Genomic DNA, 17,380 nt, shown 5'->3' with positions numbered 1-17,380 from the left:
CGCCATGAGCCCTCGCCCCGCCATTACGCAGATCACCCGCATCGCGCGCCGCGCGAGCGGAACGGCTGCGGCGCATCGCATGGTGCCGGAGGAAACGCCGATCGCGCTTTCCTATGCCGGCACCACGCATGCAGTGATGATGGCGAGCCCCGCCGACTTCGAGGATTTCGCGCTCGGCTTCTCGCTGACCGAAGGCATCGTCAGTACCGCCGAGGAGATCGAGGCGTTCGAGATCGAGGACCACGGCGCTGGCATCGACATCCAGATCCGGCTGAAGGACCAGGCCAACACCCGCTTCCAGGCGCGGCGGCGAAGGCTCGCCGGTCCGGTCGGCTGCGGGCTGTGCGGCATCGAGTCCATCGAGGAGGCGATGCGCCCGGTCTGCCAGGTCGGCGCGGCCGCGCTGATGCTTTCGCAGGACGACATCGTCCAGTCGGTCAAGCTGCTTTCCAAGGCGCAGCCCATGCATGCCGAGACCGGCGCGGTGCACGCCGCCGGCTTCTATGTGCCCGGCCAGGGCATCGTGCTGGCGCGCGAGGACGTCGGCCGCCACAACGCACTCGACAAGCTTGCCGGCGCGCTGGCCAAGGCCGGCATCGCAGGCTCCAGCGGCGCGGTTGTGGTCACCTCCCGCGTTTCCGTCGAGATGGTGCAGAAGGCGGCCGCCATCGGTTCGCGCTTCATCATCGCCGTCTCGGCGCCGACCGCGCTCGCCATCCGCACGGCGGAAGAAGCCGGCATGACGCTGGTGGCGCTGGTGCGCGGCGACGACTTCGACATCTTCACCTATCCAGACCGCGTAATTTCCGGAGCAGAACGCCATGTCGCTTGATGAACACAGGGCCAGCACGCGCGACAAGATCATCCGCATGGCCAACCAGATCGCCACCTTCTTTCATTCCAAGCCGCGCGAGGAAGGCATCGCCGGCACCGCCGAGCACATCAACAAATTCTGGGAGCCGCGCATGCGCCGGCACCTGTTCGAGATCATCGATGCCGGCGGCGGCGGGCTGGACGAGCTGGTGATCGCGGCTTCCGCGACCATCAGGCGGCCGGCCGACGCGGCGGCATAGTGCCGATCTACCGCCGCCCTGCCCGCTTCCAGCCGTCGCGGATGTGGACAAAACCCTCGCGATAGACTGCCTCCGGGCTCTCGGCAAAATCGCGCCAGACTTTTGTCGCCGCCGCGAGGTCCTTCAGGCCGCGGCCGAAGGCTTCTATGGTGAGCCAGCCGTCATAGCCGCTCTCGCGGATCGCCGAAAAAGTCTTCTTCCACGGTATGTTGCCGCGCCCCGGCACGCCGCGGTCGTTCTCCGAAATGTGGACATGAACGATGTTGCCGACGTGGTTGGTGTAGGCGCCGATCGGGTCGGCCTCCTCGATATTGGCGTGAAACGTGTCGTACATCGCCTTGATGTGCGGATGCGCGATCTCGTCCACATGCGCGGACAAATCGGCCATGGTGTTGAGCAGATAGCACTCGAAGCGATTGAGCGCTTCGAGCCCGATGGTGACGCCTTTGGCGCCGGCATGGTCGCCGATGGCGCGCTGGGAGGCGACCGAGCGTTTTTTCTCCGCCGCGGTGGGGCCGACGCCCGTGAAGCGGCCGAGCGTGGAATGCAACGGGCCGCTGAGCGTTGCCGCCCCAAGCGCGGAGGCGCAGTCGACCGCCCATTTCATGTAGGAAATGCCGGCCTTGCGCGTGGCCGCATCAGGCGCGATCAGGTTCATGGCCGGATCGCCCATGGCCGAGACCGCGGTGCGCTCCAGCCCGATGCGGTCGAGCATCTCACCCAGCCTTTTGTAGTCGTCCGGCGTGCCTTCGAAGATCGGAATCTCGACGCCGTCATAGCCGGTCGCCTTGATATCCTTCAGCAGCGCCTCATGCTTTCCCGTGACGTTGGTGGTCCAGAGAAACATGCAGAAGCCGACTTTCATGTGTCCCCTCCTCGCAGCGCCACTATCGGCGCCGCGAGGAGGTTAGCGCGGAAAATCTGGTCCTACCAGACGGGATCATAGAAACCGCACGTCAGGGCGCCGCTCTCCGCAGCGCCCCGACTGCCGGCTGCTCACCCATGCGCGACCATGACGTGGCGGACCACCGTGTAGTCCTCCAGCGCATAGAGCGACATGTCCTTGCCATAGCCCGACTGCTTGATGCCGCCATGCGGCATCTCATTGGTGAGCATGAAGTGGGTGTTGATCCAGGTGCAGCCATATTGCAGCCGCGCGGCGGTCGCCATGGCGCGCGAAATGTCCTTGGTCCACACCGACGAGGCAAGGCCATAGTCGGAATCGTTGGCCCAGTTCACGGCTTCGTCCACATCGGAGAAGCGGGTGACGGAGACAACGGGTCCGAACACCTCGCGCTGCACGATCTCATCTTCCTGCAGCGCGCCGGCCACCACGGTGGGCTGGTAGTAGAAGCCGCCGCCCTCGCCCGGCCTGCCGCCGGTTGTGATCTCGATGTGCTTGCGCTCGGTGGCGCGCTCGACGAAGCTCGCCACGCGGTCCCGCTGGCGGCTGGAGATGAGCGGCCCGATCTCGTTCTCGGTATCGTCGGGCAGGTTGTACTTGATCGTGGACACGGCCGAGGTGAGCTCGGCCACCAGCTTGTCGTAGATCTTCCTGCCGGCATAAATGCGGCAGGCAGCGGTGCAGTCCTGGCCGGCATTGTAGTAGCCGAAGGCGCGGACGCCGTTGACGACTGCTTCCAGGTCCGCGTCGTCGAAAACGATGACCGGGGCCTTGCCGCCGAGTTCCAGATGCGTGCGCTTGACCGAGCGGGCGGCCGCCTGCAGCACCTTCTTGCCGGTGGCGATGTCGCCGGTGATCGAGATCATGTTGACCTTGGGATGGTTGATCAGCGCATTGCCGACGCTTTCGCCGCGGCCGAGCACGATGTTGACCACGCCCTCGGGCAGCACTTCGGACAGGATGCGGCCGAGCTTCAGCGCCGTCAGCGGCGTCTGCTCGGACGGCTTGAAGACCACCGTGTTGCCGCCCGCAATCGCAGGCGCCAGCTTCCAGGCCATCATCATCAGCGGATAGTTCCACGGCGCGATGGAGGCGACGATGCCGACCGGGTCGCGGCGGATCATCGAGGTGTGGCCGGCAATGTATTCGCCGGCGACGACGCCCGGCATGGTGCGCACCGCGCCTGCAAAGAAGCGATAGCAATCCACCAGCGCCGGGATCTCGTCGTTAAGCACGGCGTTGACGGGCTTGCCGCAGTTCAGCGCCTCTAGCTTGGCGAAGCTCTCGGCCTCCGCCTCGATGCGCTCGGCGATCTTGAGCAGATAGCCGGAGCGCTCGGCAGGCGTGGTGCGCGACCAGGAAGCAAAGGCCTTCTCGGCGGAGGCGACTGCGGCGTCGATCTGCGCCTGGCTGGCCTCGGGCAGTTTGAGGATGGTTTCGCCGGTCCTGGGGTTGAGGATGGGCTCCTCGGTTTCCGTGCCGCTTTCGAAACGTGAACCGATCAGCATCTCGGTGTACATGATGTCTCTCTCCCTTTGAATTCTACTTGCCGCCGCCGGCGACCTGGTCGCCTTCGCGGGTCAGGTAATAGGCGGCGAGGATGGGCAGGAACGTCACCAGCACCACCACCATCGCCACCACATTGGTGACCGGGCGCTGGCGCGGCCGAACCAGTTCCTCCAGCATCCAGATCGGCAGCGTCTGCTGCTGGCCGGCGGTGAAGGTGGTGACGATGACCTCGTCGAAGGAAAGTGCAAAGGCCAGCATGCCGCCGGCAAGAAGCGCGGTGCCGATGTTGGGCAGCACCACGTAGCGGAAGGTCTGGAAACCGTCGGCGCCCAGGTCCATCGAGGCCTCGATCATCGAACCGGAGGTGCGGCGGAAGCGCGCCACAGCATTGTTGTAGACCACCACCACGCAGAAGGTGGCGTGGCCGAGGATGATCGTCCAGAACGAGAACGGGATGTCGGCCAGGTTGAAGGCCGAGCGCAAAGCGATGCCGGTGATGATGCCGGGCAGCGCAATTGGCAAGATCACCAGCAGCGACACCACCTCGCGACCGAAGAATTTTGTTTGGCTCACGGCAGCCGCACACAGCGTGCCGAGCACCAGCGCAATCCCCGTGGCGATCGACGCCACCTTGACCGACAGGCCAAGTGCGGCCCACACGTCTGGCCGGTTCCAGGCGACCGACAGCCAGTTCAGCGTGAAGCCGGGCGGCGGCCACTGATAGGTCTTTTCTTCCGTCGTGAAGGCGTAGACGAAGATCAGCAGGATCGGCAGGTGCAGGAACAGGAGCCCCGCCGCGGCCGCGAGCTTGACGCCCAAAGGCGCGGACTGGTTGCGATCAGAGCGCATGGATGCCTCCCACTGCTATGAGAGGAGCCTTACCCCCACCCCTGACCCCTCCCCACAAGGGGGAGGGGGATTTCTGACACACTCGCTTGCGCGAAACTTTTCCCGTCCGCGGCTTGTAGATGTGGAGGACGCGACGGAAAGGTTCCCCTCCCCCTTGTGGGGAGGGGTTAGGGGTGGGGGTCAGTTCACATGGACTACAGCGCATCGAAGGCTCCCATGCGCTTGGCGCCCCACAGATAAAAACCCATGATGACGACGGGGACGACAGTGAAGGCGGCGGCCAGCGGAATGTTGCCGGCGGTGCCCTGCTGGGCGTAGACCGCCTGGCCGATGAACAGGCGCGACGTGCCGACGATCTGCGGGATGATGTAGTCGCCCAGCGTCAGCGAGAAGGTGAAGATGGAGCCCGCCACGATACCCGGCAGCGCCAGCGGAAACAGCACGTTGCGGAAGGTCTGGCCCGGCGAGGCGCCGAGGTCGGACGAGGCCTCGACCAGATTGCCCGGCACGCGCTCGAGTGCTGCCTGGATCGGCAGGATCATGAAGGGCAGCCAGACATAGACGAAGACGATGAAGGTGCCGGTGAACGAAACCGACAGCGAGTTGCCCCCGACATAGGGCAGCGACAGCCAGGCATCGAGCAGCCAGGAGAGATGCAGCTTGTCGAACAGCCAGGTGAGGATGCCTTCCTTGGCGAGGATCAGCTTCCAGGCATAGACCTTGACCAGATAGCTCGACCACAAGGGCAGCATGATGCCGAGATAGAACAGCGCCTTCCATTTGCCGCGCGCATAGCGGGCCGCGTAGTAGGCGATGGGGAAGGCCACGACCGCCGAGGCGAGCGTGACGCAGGCCGCCATGGTGACGGTGCGCAGGATGATGTCGATATTGGCAGCCTGGAGAAGGTCGCCATAGGTCTTCAGCGTGAACTGCCGGTCGATGAGGCCGGAGAACTCGTCGATCGAGAAGAAGCTCTGCAACAGCAGCGCAAACAGTGCCCCGAGATAGACTATGCCGAGCCAGAGCAGCGGCGGCAGCAGCATCAGGAACAGCAGCAGCTTCGGCCGGCGCCAGAAAGTGTCGGAGAGGGTACCCGCTATACCGCCCCGGCTGGGCAGGATGGCGGGCGCGGCGCGCGCGGAGATCACCGCCGACGCACTCATGACGCTTCGTCCATCAGGTGCAGGTCGGCAGGCGACCATGAGAGGCGGATTGCGGCGCCGTCTTCCGGCAGCGACAGGCCGGCGGGCGCCACCACATGCAGGCGCACGCCTTCGGCATCGACGGCGATGCGGTTGGTGGCGCCGAGGAAGCTGCGCGATTTCACCGTACCGGACACGCCGCCTCCGGTGCCGTCGCCAAGGCGGATCTTTTCCGGCCGCAGGCTCGCCCAGCGCTTGGCACCGCCGTGCCGGGCGACGAAGTCGGGCGGCAGCACGTTGGAGGAGCCGACGAAATCGGCGACGAAGCGCGATTGCGGCCGCTCATAGATGTCCTGCGGGGCGCCGACCTGCATGATGCGGCCGTCGTTGAACACGGCGACACGGTCGGCCATGGACAGCGCCTCGCCCTGGTCGTGGGTGACGAAGACGAAGGTGATGCCGAGCGCACGCTGCAGCAGCTTCAGTTCTTCCTGCATGTTCTCGCGCAGCTTGAGGTCCAGCGCGCCGAGCGGTTCGTCGAGCAGCAGCACGCGCGGCTTGTTGATCAGCGCGCGGGCAAGCGCGACGCGCTGGCGCTGGCCGCCGGAAAGCTGGCCGGGCTTGCGGCCGCCATAGCCTGGAAGCTGCACCAGCTTCAGCGCTTCTTCTGCCTGCCGGCCGCGCTCGGCGCGGGAAACGCCCTTGACCATCAGCCCATAGGCGACGTTGTCGAGCACGTTGAGATGCGGAAACAGCGCGTAGTCCTGGAACACGGTGTTGACGTTGCGGCGATAGGGCGGGACGCCCTCGGCGCGCTCGCCGAATATCCTGATGCTGCCGCCGGTCGGCTGCTCGAAGCCGGCTATGAGGCGCAGGCACGTGGTCTTGCCCGAGCCCGAGGGGCCGAGCATGGCGAAGAACTCGCCCGGCCTGATGTCGAGATCGACCGCATCGACCGCGCGCACGGCGCCGAAGTGGCGGGAGACATTTTCGAAGGAAACGGCTGAGGTCATGCGCATAATTCCGTATGCTTGATAAGCACCCCTCATCATTCGCTTCGCGAACCACCTCTCCCCCTGCTGGGAAAGAGGAAGAGGGAAGTTAGGGACGCGACGCCCACCTCTCCCTTGAGGGCAGGGCAATTGCATATGGCACGACTTACCCCCACTCCGCCTCGCTTCGCTCGGCACCTCTCCCCCTCAAAAGGGGAGAGGAAGGGCGCCAAGCTCGGGGACGGCGTTTCCTCTCCCCCGTCGATCGGGGGAGAGGTGGTTTGCGAAGCAAACCGGAGTGGGGGTCGAATTCCGTACGCGATCGCCTCCCTACAAGGGGGAGGGTTAGGCTCTTACCGCCCGCCGATCACGGCGATGTAGTCGGAGACCCAGCGGTAATAGGGCACGCACTCACCCTGGCTCGCGCACTTGGCCACCGGCGTACGCCAGAACCTGATCTTGGCGAAGTCCTCGAAGCCGTTGGTCTTGCAGCCCTCGTCGCCCAGCAGCTCATTGCCCTTACAGGCGGCCGGCACGGCCGGGTTGGAGCCGAACCAGGCGGCAAGATCGCCCTGCACCTTGGGCGACAGCGAATGCTCCATCCACATATAGGCGCAGTTGGGGTTGGCGGCGTCGGCATGCAGCATGGTGGTGTCGGCCCAGCCGGTGGCGCCCTCTTCCGGAATGGTCGAGGCGATGGGCTGGTCTTCCGACTTCAGCAGGTTGACCTGGAACGGCCACGAACCGGAGGCGACGACGCCCTCGTTCTTGAAGTCGTCGACCTGGATCATGGCGTCGTGCCAGTAGCGGCCGGCCAGCGTGCGCTGTACGCGCAGCAGGTCGAGGGCGGCCTTGTACTGGTCTTCGTTCAGCTCGTAGGGGTCCTTGATGCCGAGCTCGGGCTTGTGCGCCATGAGATAGTTGGAAGCGTCAGCGATGTGGATCGGCCCGTCATAGGCCTGGATGCGGCCCTTGTTGGACTTGCCGTCCGGGAAATCCATCGGCTCGAACACGACATTCCAGCTCTTGGGCGCTTCCTTGAAGACATGGGTGTTGTACATCAGCACGTTGGGGCCCCACTGATAGGGCACGCCGTAATGCACCTTGTCGACCGTGAACCAGGGCGCGTCCTGCAGGCGCTCGTCGACCGTCTTCCAGCTCGGGATGAGATCGACATTAACCGGCTGCACGCGCTTGCCGGCCACCAGCCGCAGCGAGGCGTCGCCCGAGGCGGTGACCAGGTCGAAGCCGCCCTCGTTCATCAGCGCGACCATTTCATCGGAGGTGGCGGCGGTCTTCACGTTGACCTTGCAGCCCGTCTGCTTCTCGAAATCCGAGACCCAGTCATAGGCCTTGTCGGTTTCGCCGCGCTCGATATAGCCCGGCCAGGCGACGATATTGACCTGACCTTCGCCCTTGCCAAGTTCCTTGAGCATTTCCTGCGCCATGGCCTGGCTGGAAAAGCTCATCGCAAGTGCGATGGCAGTACACGTCTTCAGAATCGACTTCATGTCTTCTTCTCTCCCATTGTGTGGCCGCTCTGGTCGGCGGCACTGATCCCTGGATGAGAAGTTGATCCGAAAGCGGAGCATTCGCAAACGGATTTATCAGAAAGACGATATCGGTTTTTCCGATAGGTCAGGCCCGCTGACGGCTTTGTCGCTGCAACTGCGCCACGCCGATGAAATCGCGCGCTGCCTGCGGCAAGGTGGAGCCGCGCCGCCAGACCATGCCGACCTGCACCGCCGGCAGCGAGCCGGAAATGTCGCGCGACTCGATGCGGTCGCCTTCGAGCGACCACGGCCGGTAGACGAGGTCGGGCAGCAGCGTGACGCCCGCGCCGGTAGCGACAAGGCTGCGCACCGCCTCCACTGACCTCGTGCGAAATGCGACATGCGGGCGCGCGCCGAAGGCCGAAAGCAGCTTGCCGGTGTTCTCCTCGATCTCGTCCACCGTCAGCATGATCAGCGGCTCGGCGGCGATGTCGTTGATGCCGATGATATCGGCGTCGACCAGCGCATGGCCGAGCGGCAGCCACAGCCGATAGGGCGAGACCTCGAGGATCTCGGCCTGCAGCGCCATGCGGTCGCGCAGGTTGGAGATGATCATGACGGCGACGTCGAGCTCGCCGCCGATCAGCAGGTGTTCGAGGTAGTCGCCATTGTCCTCGATCGCCGAAACCTCGATCGATGGAAAGGCGCGGCGGTAGCGGGCGAGCAGGTCGGACAGCACATAGCCGGCCACCAGCGAGGTGACGCCGAGCTGAAGGCGGCCGCCGACCCGTTCCGGCGTTTCGGTGAATGTGCGCCGCGCATCCGAGACATTGGCAAGGATCTTTGTGGCGTGGCGCAGGAACTGGTGGCCCTTGTGGGTGATGGTAAGCCCGCGCGGATGGCGTTCGAACAACTCGACGCCGAGGTCCCGCTCCAGATCCTTGATCGCCTCGGTAACCGCCGACTGGGAGATCGAAAGGTTCTGCGCCGCGCCAGAGACCGTGCCCTGCTCGGCCACCGCGACGAAAAACTGCAACTGCCTGATCGTGAACGCCATGGCGCGACTAAACACGGGCGCATAGCGCTTGGGAAGAGGCAGCGCGGAGGCGACGAAGCTCGAAACCGCCGGCTCAGGCCTCCAGCGCCGCAGCTTCCTCGGGTGCATTGGGTTCCGAAGCAGGCGGCGCGACGGGCGGTTTGGCGATGTCTCCCCATCTCAGCTTCTTGTAGTCGAAGCCATATTCCAGCGTCGGCTTCACCACCTGAAAATAGGGAGAGAGGTCGAAATCGCGCGGCGTATAGAGTGAGTGGTGGCGGATGTGCAGGATCTCCTGCCGCATGTAGCGCGACTGCGCCGCGGCGCGGCCGGGGGCTGGCGTGATGCGCGGCAGGATCGGGTAGCGAATGCGCCCGAAGGCTTCGGCGATCAGCGAGGAGCAGATTGCGCGCGTGGGGTCGCCCGAACCGAAGGCGATCATGCGGCGGCGCCAGCGCACCGGCACCGGCGGCGTCGGCAGGAAATAGCGCAGCATGTCGAAGATGTTCTTCATGTCGTATCTCAGGCCCAGACGCGAGATCATGAACTCGACCACCTCGCGCCGGTCTTCCGGTGTCAGGCCGCGCGCCCGGCAGATGCGGGTGTTGTAGGTGCGGTATTTCGAAAGCGGCACCGCCACGCAGCCCTGCCCGAGATTGACCTCGACCAGACGCGGCCGTTCCGAGCCGTCTTCCGGCGTCGGCAGGGCGTCGCCCACATAGAGGCAGGAGTGCGACCAGGTGGACTGGGTAAGATATTTGATAGCCGCCGAGACCTTCTGGTTGCCTTCGACCAGCAGGACGTCTCCCGGCTGCAAGACGCGGTGCAGGGTCTCCGGGTCGGAGGGCGTGTAGGGCTCGTAGCCGGAGGATTCCTGCTGCAGCCGCGCGGCCAGCCAGCGCCCGAACCGGTCCAGCAGCGTGTCGGTTGCGGCAGTCATTGCCGGGCTCCGCAGAGGTCGGCCCGGAAAGGCGGATCGATGCGACTGCTCATGAAGGCTCCGCCGGCCGGCCCGAAAGCGCCAGCGATGCGTTGTAGTAGGCCGCCTGGCCGGTGACCTCGCGCCCGAGCCAGGCGGGAAGCGCGGCATCAGGCACCTCGCCGGGCGTCTCCAATTCGGCCAGCACCAGCCCCTCGAGGTCGCCGCCAAAGACATCGACCTCGTAGAGGTAACCGCCATGACGGACATGATAGCGGGTCTTCTCGATGACATTGCCCACTGCGAAGGCCTGCATCTCCTCCGCCTCGGCCAGCGGGATGGGATATTCGAACTCGTCGCGTGCCTTCGCCTGCGCCCCGAACTTCAGCGTCAGCAGCGCCTGCCCGTCGCGGATGCGTATGCGCACCGTGCGGTCGGGCGCGGCGACGACATAGAACTGACGGATGGACGAAGACGACGAGGCGGAGCCGCGCCAGCCTTCATCCGCCAACAGGAACTTGCGTTCGATTTCCTTCGCCATGCGCGAGAATAAAGCCCAACCGGCGCAGCGGAGCAAGACACACTTGCAATTAATCAATCGATTGATTAAAAGTGCAGCATGGACCGAAAGCCGAAAACCGCGCGCGCACGCAACGCCACCTCCGCCGCTAGCGACCAGACCCGCACTGCCCTGGTGCATGCGGCGCTGCAACTGTTCGGCGTCAAGGGTTTTGATGGCACCTCCACCCGCGAGATCGCGGCACTCGCCAAGGCGAATATCGGCTCCATCGCCTACCATTTCGGCGGCAAGGAAGGCCTGCGGCTGGGGGCGGCCGACTACATCGTGGAGACCATCCAGCGCGTCGCCACCCAGGCGCTGGATGGCGTTCCGCCGATCGGGGAGGCGCCGGCTTCGGCGGAAGTCGCACGTGAGCAGTTGCGGGGGGCGATCGAGCGCATGGTTCAATTCATCGTCGCTCGTCCGGAGGCCGGCGAGATCGTGCAGTTCCTGCTGCGCGAGCTTTCGCACCCCACTGCAGCGCTGGACCGCATCTATGCCGGTGTCTTCGAGCCGCTGCACCGTCGGCTCTGCGCGATCTGGGCAGCGGCGACCGGCGAAGCGGCCGAAAGCGATGCCACCAAGCTCACCGTCTTCACCCTTATTGGCCAGGTCATCTACTTCCGCATCGGCCAGGAGGCGGTGAAGCGGCGCATGGGCTGGGCCGCCATCGGGTCTGCGGAGGCCGCCGCCGTGGCCGCGGTGGCCAAGGACAATCTCGCCGCGATGCTGGCGTTCCACGAAATAACGCCACCGAAAGACAAGACACCATGAGCCTGCTTTGCGCCATTCCAGTCATTGTCTCGCTGCTGCAGGCCTGCGGCACCACTCCGCTTGCAGTCGGCTATGTGGAAGGCGACTTTGTGCTGCTGGCGCCGATCGAAGTGGCACAGGTGCACTCTCTTGCGGTTGCGCGCGGTGACCGGGTCGAGAAAGACCAGACGATAGCGCTTGCCGAGGATACCGACGCCAAGATCGCGGTAACCCAGGCGGAAGACGCGCTTGCCCAGGCGCAGGCCCAGCTGGCCGACCTGCTGGTCGGCCGCCGGCCGGAAGAAATCGCAGTGCTGGAAGCGTCAGTGCGCACGGCCAAGGCGCAAGCGGCGGCGGCAAAGCGCACTCTGGTCCGCACGCAGGACCTGAACAAGCATGGCTTCGCCACGCAGGCGCAACTGGACGACGCCACCACCCAGGTCGAGGTGACCGAGGCGGCGATCGGCCAAAGCGAGGCCAACCTGGCGGTGGGCCGCCTGCCCGCGCGGCCGGAGACGATCAAGGCCGCGGACAATGCCGTGAAGGTGGCCCAGTCGCAACTCGACCAGGCGCGCTGGCGCCTTTCAAAGCGCACCATCACCGCGCCCGCGCCGGGTCGCGTCACCGACGTCATCCGCAATCCGGGCGATCTCGCCGGCCCTTCCGCGCCGGTGATCTCGATGCTGCCGGACGACGCGGTCAAGCTGAAGGTCTACGTGCCGGAGGAGAAATTCTCGGCTGTGAAGTTCGGGGACGTGCTTTCGGTACGTTGCGACGGGTGCCCCTCCGGGCTCCAGGCGCGGGTGAGCTACGTTTCGCCGGACCCGGAGTTCACGCCGCCGGTCATCTACTCGCTGGAGACGCGACAGAAGCTCGTCTATCTCATCGAGGCGCGGCCGATCGGCACCCACACTCCGCTGCAGCCGGGCCAGATCGTCGACGTGGACCTGGCGAGCCAGTAGCAAAGCCATGAAACGGGCGCGCAAAAAGCCATGAACGCCATCGAAGTCACCGGGCTGGTCAAGCGCTTCGGCACCCATACCGTGGTCGACCATGTGTCGATGAGCGTGGCCGAGGGCGAGATCGTCGGCTTCCTCGGGCCCAACGGCTCGGGCAAGACCACCACCATCCGCATGATGTGCGGACTGCTGACCCCCGACGAGGGCGGCGGCCAGGTGCTGGGCTATGACCTGCGCACCGAGGCGCTGAAGATCAAGCGCGAGGTGGGCTACATGACCCAGCGCTTCTCATTCTACGAAGACCTGACGATCGCCGAGAACCTGGAATTCGTCGCGCGGCTCTACCGGCTGAAGCCGGTGAAGCAACATGTCGCCCGCACGCTTGAGGAGCTCGGGCTGGTCTCGCGCAGCAATCAATTGGCCGGCACCCTGTCGGGCGGCTGGAAGCAGCGCCTTGCGCTTGCCGCCTGCATCATGCACAGGCCCAAGCTGCTTCTGCTCGACGAGCCCACGGCTGGCGTCGACCCCAAGGCGCGGCGCGAGTTCTGGGACGAGATCCACCGCCTCGCCAACGAAGGGCTGACCGTGCTGGTCTCGACACACTACATGGACGAGGCCGAGCGCTGCCACCGCATCAGCTACATTTCCTTCGGCAAGATGCTGGCCACCGGCACGGTGGACGAGGTGATCGCCTCCGCCGGGCTGACGACCTTCGTGGTCACCGGACCGCGGCTAGGCAAGGTGGCGGCCGAGCTGGAAGGCATGCCCGGCGTCGATCAGGTGGCGCCTTTCGGCACGACACTGCACGTGGTCGGTTCCGACAGGACAAAGCTGGAAGCCGCGCTGGAGAACGTCAAGCGCCGCGACGGCATCACCGTCGAGGCCGGCCAGACCAGCCTGGAGGATGTGTTCATCCAGTTCATGGGCAAGGCGAAGGGCAACGGCAGATGAACACCGTGTTTTCCTTCGCCCGCCTCGGCGCCCTGCTGATGAAGGAATTCATCCAGATGCGACGCGACAGGCTGACCTTCGCCATGATGCTCGGCGTGCCGCTGATGCAGCTTCTGCTGTTCGGCTACGCTATCAACAACGACCCCAAGAGCCTGCCGACCGCTTTGGTGACGACCAGCAACGACCACTACACGCGCGCGATGGTCTCGGCGCTGGAGATGACCGGCTACTATCGCATCGACCATGTCGTGCGCAGTGCCGCGGAAGCCGAGGCGCTGATTGCCAACGGCACCGTCTCCTTCGTCGTCACCATTCCGTCGGACCTCGCCCGGCGCGTGGACAACGGCGACAGCCCGCAGATCCTGATCGAGGCCGACGCCACCGACCCCGCGGCGGCGAGCGGCGCGATATCGACGCTCGGCACGGTGGCCAGCCAGGCACTGCTGCGCGAGCAGGGCATGCAGCAGGCGGCCGACGAGACCAACAAGAGCCAGCTGCAGGTGATCGTGCACCGGCGCTACAACCCCGAAATCATCTCCCAATACAATATCGTGCCCGGGCTTCTCGGCGTCATCCTGCAGATGACCATGGTGATGATGACGGCCATGGCGCTGACGCGCGAGACCGAACGCGGCACCATGGAAAACCTTCTGGCGATGCCCGCCAGCCCGGCCGAGATAATGCTTGGCAAGGTCTTGCCCTATCTGGTCGTCGGAGCCGTGCAGATGGTGGTGGTGCTGGTGGCGGCCAAGCTCCTGTTCGGCGTGCCCTTCATCGGCTCGCTGACCCTGCTCCTGTCGAGCGTCCTGATTTTCGTGCTGGCGCTGGTGCTGCTCGGCTACACGATCTCGACCGTATCGCGCACGCAGATGCAGGCCATGCAGTTGACCTTTTTCTTCTTCCTGCCGTCGATCCTGCTGTCGGGCTTCATGTTTCCCTATCGCGGCATGCCCGACTGGGCGCAGGTATTCGGCGAGATCTTCCCGCTGACCCACTTCCTGCGCGTTGTCCGCGGCGTGATGCTGAAGGGTGCCGACCTCCAGGCGATCTCCAGCGAGGTGGCGGCGCTGCTCGCCTTCGTGGTGCTGTTTGCAACGATGGCGCTGCTGCGCTTCCGCCGCACGCTGGATTGAGGCAAACTCCGCGGCGCCGGAACAGCTTCAGCTCTCGGGCAAGCCGGCCAGGGGAAGAACCGCTATGCTTCGCAGTTCAGGATTTTGCTGCCTTGTTGCCCTGCTAGCGGCTGTGCTGCCCGCTTTCCACGCGGTAGCCGACGAACTTTACCAGGCGAAAGCTGTCGTCAGCGGACAGGGAGAGGAACGCCGGGCGCTCGGGTTTGCCCTGTGCCTCAAGGATGTGGTGGCCAAGGTTTCGGGCGACCCGCGCCTGACGGACGATCCGAAGGTGGCTGCGCTGGCAGGCAAGGCGGCTTCGTTCGTGACCGGCTTCAGCTATCGCGACCGTCTCGGCGGCATACCGCTCCACGACGAACAGGGAAGCTATGACAGGCCGCATGATCTGACCTGCGATTTCGACCGGCAGAAGATTGACGCCCTGCTCGCCAGCCTCGGCCGCCGGCCATGGCCTGCGCCGCGCCCGCGTATTGTTCTTCTGGTCGGCATCAGGGACATGAAAGGCAAGACCTTCACACTGGCCGAAGACAGCGCCGACGCCCGCGACCAGGACATGCGCGGCGCACTGGCCGCTGCGGCGGATCGCTCCGCCCTGCCCTTCGTTCTGCCTCCGCAAGCCGTTCTTGCTGAGGCTTCGGACGGCCAGACCGGCAATCTCGATCGGATCGCGAAGACGGCAGGCTCAGATTTGGTCGTAGCCGGCACCCTTTCCTGGAGCGACGAGGCGCTGGGCTGGGTTGCGCAGTGGCAGCTTTCAGCTCGGGGAAAGAACTATCGCTGGCAGGCGCGTGGCGTCGGTTTCGACGACGCATTTCGCAACGTCGTGAGCGGCGCGGCGCAGATCCTGTCGGGAAACGGCCAGCCTGCCGATCTCGTGAAGTAAGCGGCTAGGTGGCGCCTCAAGCCTCAGCCAAGCCGCACGCGCTGGCGCTGCTGGCCGCCTGCCTTGCGCCAGGCCTTCAGACGATGGGTTGCGGCGGCAAAGGAAATCTTCATCGCCCGCGCCACGGAGTAGCGGCTATGGCCCGCGTCGAACAGGCGATAGCAGCACTCCACGCCGTCAGCCGTCAGCTTGCCGTCGCAGGTCTTGTTGCGCGGGTCGGCGGGGTCGAATTCCTGCGCCGGCGGCTGCAGCATTCCTCTCAGCCGGTCGAGATCGGCCTGGATGCTGGTGATGAGTTCGAGGACGAGCGTGGTGTCGATAGCAGTATTTATGGCCGGCATCGGACCATCCTTCCATCGGTGCATCCGGTCCATATAGGCGAAGGTATAGCTATAAAAAGACCGATCCCGATTTCTTGATCTGGTCTCATATCGGCCGTTGACCGGGCCGTAAGCATCAAATAGTTTAGAACCATTCTAAACTAATGGATTCCACTCATGCTTTCCCGCGTACTCGGCATTGGCCGCCGTCCCTTCGAATCCCTCTCTGAACAGGAAATCCTGGCGCTGGCGATCTCATCGGAGGAGGACGACGCGCGCATCTATCGCGCCTATGCCGACGGGCTGGCCGAACAATATCCGGACTCGGCCAAGGTGTTCGAGGAAATGGCGGAGGAAGAGGACGGCCACCGGGCCGCGCTGATCGAGCTGCATCGCAAGCGCTTCGGCGACCGTATTCCGCTGATCCGGCGCGAGCATGTGCGCGGCTATTACGACCGCAAGCCGGACTGGCTGGTGCGGCCGCTCGGGCTGGACAAGGTGCGCGCCATGGCCGAGCAGATGGAAGAGCAGGCCTACCGCTTCTACATGGAGGCCATCAAGCGCACGACCGACGCCTCCACCCGCAAGCTGCTGGGCGACCTTGCGGCGGCTGAAAAGGCGCATGAATCGCTGGCAGTGCGTCTCGGCCGCAAGCACCTCACCGACGAGGTCCTCGCCGAGGAAGGCGCGACCGAGCGGCGGCAGTTCATCCTGACCTATATCCAGCCGGGCCTGGCCGGGCTGATGGACGGTTCCGTCTCCACGCTGGCGCCGATCTTCGCCGCCGCCTTCGCCACGCAGGATACCTGGCAGACCTTCCTTGTCGGCCTCTCTGCCTCTGTCGGCGCCGGCATTTCCATGGGCTTCACCGAAGCCGCCCATGACGATGGCAAGATCTCCGGTCGTGGCTCGCCGCTGATCCGGGGCCTGGCCTCCGGCATCATGACGGCGATCGGCGGGCTGGGACACGCCCTGCCCTATCTGATCACCGATTTCTGGACCGCGACGACCATCGCGGTGATCGTCGTGTTCTTCGAATTGTGGGCAATCGTCTTCATCCAGAACCGCTTCATGGAAACGCCCTGGCTACGCGCCACGTTCCAGGTGGTGCTGGGCGGGGCGCTGGTGCTGGCTGCAGGCGTGCTGATCGGCAACGCCTAGCGCGCCTAAGCCCCTTAGCCATGCACGCCTCGGCTGTCGGCCGGGGCTTCGCCGCGCTCGGCCATGCCATAGTCGCGCAGCACATGCGCGATGCGCAGCCGGTAGTCCTCGAATATGCCTGCGCGCCCCGCCTTCTGCGCCTGTCGATGCTCCTCGGTGTTGCGCCACGCGTTCACCGCCTCCTCGTCGCGCCAGAACGAAAGCGAGAGCACGCGGCGGGGATCGGACAGGCTCTGGAACCGTTCGATCGACACAAAACCGTCGACACCGGCGAGCAGCGGCCTGAGTTCGGCGGCGATGCCGAGATAGGCATCATAGCGGTCGGCCGCTGGCGTGGCCTCGAAGATGACCGCGATCATGGCCGCACCGGCGCGGCATGCGGGGCCGAGACCAGCTTCAGGAAGATGCGGTCTTCTCGCCGGATGAATTTTTTCTCCTGCGCGAAGGCATAATTTTCGCGGCCGAGCGGGTCGGCGGCAAGCCTCGACCGATAGGCTTCGTAATCCGCGAGGCTGTCGAGCGTGTAGGCCGCGTAAGCTGTCGTGGCCGAGCCCTCGTGCGGCGCGAAATAGCCGATCAGGTCGGCGCCGCAGCGCGGGATGGCCTGGCCCCAGTTGCGCGCATAGCGCTCGAAATCCGCCTTGCCCGTCGGCTCGATTTCGTAGCGGATGAAGCAGGTGATGCTCATATCGTCTCCTTTCCACAAATGATGCTTCGAGTGCCGGCCACGCTTCGATACGGAAC

Annotated in this window: 19 protein-coding genes and 1 pseudogene; 8 read left to right on the top strand and 12 right to left on the bottom strand. The window is 65.1% G+C overall.

The window, feature by feature from the left end:
* The first annotated feature begins 4 nt into the window (after positions 1–4).
* Both fdhD and ABLE86_RS05115 read left to right on the top strand, forming a co-directional pair.
* Entirely contained in the window at positions 5–832 is an 828-nt protein-coding gene (gene fdhD, locus ABLE86_RS05120; RefSeq protein ID WP_348777858.1) for a formate dehydrogenase accessory sulfurtransferase FdhD, read from the top strand.
* Positions 822–1,055 (top strand): annotated as a pseudogene (locus ABLE86_RS05115) (formate dehydrogenase subunit delta); the annotation flags it as partial. The gene fdhD and the pseudogene ABLE86_RS05115, both read left to right, overlap by 11 nt.
* A gap of 25 nt (positions 1,056–1,080) precedes the next feature.
* On the opposite strand, the gene ABLE86_RS05110 reads toward ABLE86_RS05115, so the two are convergent.
* The 9 genes from ABLE86_RS05110 to ABLE86_RS05070 all read right to left on the bottom strand — a co-directional run bounded on the left by ABLE86_RS05110 (position 1,081) and on the right by ABLE86_RS05070 (position 10,458).
* Positions 1,081–1,938, bottom strand: a complete 858-nt coding sequence (locus tag ABLE86_RS05110) for a sugar phosphate isomerase/epimerase (RefSeq protein WP_348777857.1) — start codon at positions 1,936–1,938, stop codon at positions 1,081–1,083.
* A gap of 131 nt (positions 1,939–2,069) precedes the next feature.
* Positions 2,070–3,497 carry a gamma-aminobutyraldehyde dehydrogenase gene (locus ABLE86_RS05105; protein ID WP_348777856.1) on the bottom strand — a complete coding sequence of 476 codons (1,428 nt, stop codon included), beginning with the start codon at positions 3,495–3,497 and terminating at the stop codon, positions 2,070–2,072.
* A 22-nt stretch (positions 3,498–3,519) separates the two neighbouring features.
* A complete protein-coding gene (locus tag ABLE86_RS05100; protein WP_348777855.1) occupies positions 3,520–4,335 on the bottom strand; it encodes an ABC transporter permease in 816 nt (271 codons plus the stop codon).
* A 194-nt stretch (positions 4,336–4,529) separates the two neighbouring features.
* Entirely contained in the window at positions 4,530–5,498 is a 969-nt protein-coding gene (locus ABLE86_RS05095; RefSeq protein WP_348777854.1) for an ABC transporter permease, read from the bottom strand.
* Positions 5,495–6,490, bottom strand: coding sequence for an ABC transporter ATP-binding protein (locus tag ABLE86_RS05090; protein WP_348777853.1), 996 nt, complete (start codon positions 6,488–6,490; stop codon positions 5,495–5,497). The genes ABLE86_RS05095 and ABLE86_RS05090 overlap by 4 nt, the downstream gene beginning before the upstream one ends.
* Before the next feature lie 332 nt (positions 6,491–6,822).
* Positions 6,823–7,980 carry an ABC transporter substrate-binding protein gene (locus ABLE86_RS05085; RefSeq protein WP_348777852.1) on the bottom strand — a complete coding sequence of 386 codons (1,158 nt, stop codon included), beginning with the start codon at positions 7,978–7,980 and terminating at the stop codon, positions 6,823–6,825.
* A gap of 127 nt (positions 7,981–8,107) precedes the next feature.
* The gene (locus tag ABLE86_RS05080) at positions 8,108–9,019 is read right to left on the bottom strand and encodes a LysR substrate-binding domain-containing protein (RefSeq protein WP_348778570.1); all 912 of its coding nucleotides are present in this window, start codon (positions 9,017–9,019) and stop codon (positions 8,108–8,110) included.
* A 73-nt stretch (positions 9,020–9,092) separates the two neighbouring features.
* On the bottom strand, positions 9,093–9,938 hold the full coding sequence (locus ABLE86_RS05075) for a lipo-like protein (RefSeq protein ID WP_348777851.1): 846 nt from the start codon (positions 9,936–9,938) through the stop codon (positions 9,093–9,095).
* A 49-nt stretch (positions 9,939–9,987) separates the two neighbouring features.
* A complete protein-coding gene (locus tag ABLE86_RS05070) occupies positions 9,988–10,458 on the bottom strand; it encodes a CYTH domain-containing protein (protein WP_348777850.1) in 471 nt (156 codons plus the stop codon).
* Between the two features lie 78 nt (positions 10,459–10,536).
* On the opposite strand from ABLE86_RS05070, the gene ABLE86_RS05065 reads away from it, so the two are divergent.
* From ABLE86_RS05065 to ABLE86_RS05045, 5 genes are all read left to right on the top strand, one after another.
* On the top strand, positions 10,537–11,250 hold the full coding sequence (locus ABLE86_RS05065) for a CerR family C-terminal domain-containing protein (RefSeq protein ID WP_348777849.1): 714 nt from the start codon (positions 10,537–10,539) through the stop codon (positions 11,248–11,250).
* Entirely contained in the window at positions 11,247–12,191 is a 945-nt protein-coding gene (locus tag ABLE86_RS05060; RefSeq protein ID WP_348777848.1) for an HlyD family efflux transporter periplasmic adaptor subunit, read from the top strand. The genes ABLE86_RS05065 and ABLE86_RS05060 overlap by 4 nt, the downstream gene beginning before the upstream one ends.
* Positions 12,192–12,221: 30 nt before the next feature.
* The gene (locus tag ABLE86_RS05055; RefSeq protein ID WP_348777847.1) at positions 12,222–13,139 is read left to right on the top strand and encodes an ABC transporter ATP-binding protein; all 918 of its coding nucleotides are present in this window, start codon (positions 12,222–12,224) and stop codon (positions 13,137–13,139) included.
* On the top strand, positions 13,136–14,272 hold the full coding sequence (locus tag ABLE86_RS05050; RefSeq protein WP_348777846.1) for an ABC transporter permease: 1,137 nt from the start codon (positions 13,136–13,138) through the stop codon (positions 14,270–14,272). The genes ABLE86_RS05055 and ABLE86_RS05050 overlap by 4 nt, the downstream gene beginning before the upstream one ends.
* A gap of 64 nt (positions 14,273–14,336) precedes the next feature.
* Positions 14,337–15,155: a DUF2066 domain-containing protein gene (locus ABLE86_RS05045; RefSeq protein ID WP_348777845.1), complete on the top strand. Its 819-nt coding sequence runs from the start codon at positions 14,337–14,339 to the stop codon at positions 15,153–15,155.
* A gap of 23 nt (positions 15,156–15,178) precedes the next feature.
* Here the strand turns inward: ABLE86_RS05045 and ABLE86_RS05040 are convergent, their stop codons facing one another.
* Positions 15,179–15,496 (bottom strand): hypothetical protein, encoded by a 318-nt coding sequence (locus tag ABLE86_RS05040; protein ID WP_348777844.1) that lies wholly within the window; start codon positions 15,494–15,496, stop codon positions 15,179–15,181.
* Positions 15,497–15,652: 156 nt separating this feature from the next.
* Between ABLE86_RS05040 and mbfA the strand changes: the two genes are divergently transcribed.
* The gene (gene mbfA, locus ABLE86_RS05035) at positions 15,653–16,636 is read left to right on the top strand and encodes an iron exporter MbfA (protein WP_348777843.1); all 984 of its coding nucleotides are present in this window, start codon (positions 15,653–15,655) and stop codon (positions 16,634–16,636) included.
* Positions 16,637–16,650: 14 nt separating this feature from the next.
* Here the strand turns inward: mbfA and ABLE86_RS05030 are convergent, their stop codons facing one another.
* A complete protein-coding gene (locus ABLE86_RS05030; RefSeq protein ID WP_348777842.1) occupies positions 16,651–16,995 on the bottom strand; it encodes an antibiotic biosynthesis monooxygenase in 345 nt (114 codons plus the stop codon).
* Positions 16,992–17,324, bottom strand: a complete 333-nt coding sequence (locus ABLE86_RS05025; protein ID WP_348777841.1) for an NIPSNAP family protein — start codon at positions 17,322–17,324, stop codon at positions 16,992–16,994. Before ABLE86_RS05025 ends, ABLE86_RS05030 begins: the two co-directional genes overlap by 4 nt.
* Between the last annotated feature and the right edge of the window lie 56 nt (positions 17,325–17,380).

The sequence above is a fragment of the Mesorhizobium sp. KR2-14 genome (assembly GCF_040049255.1).
Classification (GTDB): Bacteria; Pseudomonadota; Alphaproteobacteria; order Rhizobiales; family Rhizobiaceae; genus Pseudaminobacter.
The sequence above is the reverse complement of the archived record's forward strand: the minus strand, read 5'-3'. Positions and strand labels throughout refer to the sequence as shown.

What these genes read in the sequence shown, in the direction of transcription:
- ABLE86_RS05095 (WP_348777854.1), bottom strand. Translation starts at nt 5,498, where the DNA reads ATGAGTGCGTCGGCGGTGATCTCCGCGCGCGCCGCGCCCGCCATCCTG.
- ABLE86_RS05075 (WP_348777851.1), bottom strand. Translation starts at nt 9,938, where the DNA reads ATGACTGCCGCAACCGACACGCTGCTGGACCGGTTCGGGCGCTGGCTG.
- ABLE86_RS05040 (WP_348777844.1), bottom strand. Translation starts at nt 15,496, where the DNA reads ATGCCGGCCATAAATACTGCTATCGACACCACGCTCGTCCTCGAACTC.
- ABLE86_RS05100 (WP_348777855.1), bottom strand. Translation starts at nt 4,335, where the DNA reads ATGCGCTCTGATCGCAACCAGTCCGCGCCTTTGGGCGTCAAGCTCGCG.
- ABLE86_RS05090 (WP_348777853.1), bottom strand. Translation starts at nt 6,490, where the DNA reads ATGACCTCAGCCGTTTCCTTCGAAAATGTCTCCCGCCACTTCGGCGCC.
- ABLE86_RS05070 (WP_348777850.1), bottom strand. Translation starts at nt 10,458, where the DNA reads ATGGCGAAGGAAATCGAACGCAAGTTCCTGTTGGCGGATGAAGGCTGG.
- ABLE86_RS05105 (WP_348777856.1), bottom strand. Translation starts at nt 3,497, where the DNA reads ATGTACACCGAGATGCTGATCGGTTCACGTTTCGAAAGCGGCACGGAA.
- ABLE86_RS05080 (WP_348778570.1), bottom strand. Translation starts at nt 9,019, where the DNA reads ATGGCGTTCACGATCAGGCAGTTGCAGTTTTTCGTCGCGGTGGCCGAG.
- ABLE86_RS05065 (WP_348777849.1), top strand. Translation starts at nt 10,537, where the DNA reads ATGGACCGAAAGCCGAAAACCGCGCGCGCACGCAACGCCACCTCCGCC.
- ABLE86_RS05050 (WP_348777846.1), top strand. Translation starts at nt 13,136, where the DNA reads ATGAACACCGTGTTTTCCTTCGCCCGCCTCGGCGCCCTGCTGATGAAG.
- ABLE86_RS05055 (WP_348777847.1), top strand. Translation starts at nt 12,222, where the DNA reads ATGAACGCCATCGAAGTCACCGGGCTGGTCAAGCGCTTCGGCACCCAT.
- ABLE86_RS05085 (WP_348777852.1), bottom strand. Translation starts at nt 7,980, where the DNA reads ATGAAGTCGATTCTGAAGACGTGTACTGCCATCGCACTTGCGATGAGC.
- ABLE86_RS05045 (WP_348777845.1), top strand. Translation starts at nt 14,337, where the DNA reads ATGCTTCGCAGTTCAGGATTTTGCTGCCTTGTTGCCCTGCTAGCGGCT.
- fdhD (WP_348777858.1), top strand. Translation starts at nt 5, where the DNA reads ATGAGCCCTCGCCCCGCCATTACGCAGATCACCCGCATCGCGCGCCGC.
- ABLE86_RS05110 (WP_348777857.1), bottom strand. Translation starts at nt 1,938, where the DNA reads ATGAAAGTCGGCTTCTGCATGTTTCTCTGGACCACCAACGTCACGGGA.
- ABLE86_RS05060 (WP_348777848.1), top strand. Translation starts at nt 11,247, where the DNA reads ATGAGCCTGCTTTGCGCCATTCCAGTCATTGTCTCGCTGCTGCAGGCC.
- mbfA (WP_348777843.1), top strand. Translation starts at nt 15,653, where the DNA reads ATGCTTTCCCGCGTACTCGGCATTGGCCGCCGTCCCTTCGAATCCCTC.
- ABLE86_RS05025 (WP_348777841.1), bottom strand. Translation starts at nt 17,324, where the DNA reads ATGAGCATCACCTGCTTCATCCGCTACGAAATCGAGCCGACGGGCAAG.
- ABLE86_RS05030 (WP_348777842.1), bottom strand. Translation starts at nt 16,995, where the DNA reads ATGATCGCGGTCATCTTCGAGGCCACGCCAGCGGCCGACCGCTATGAT.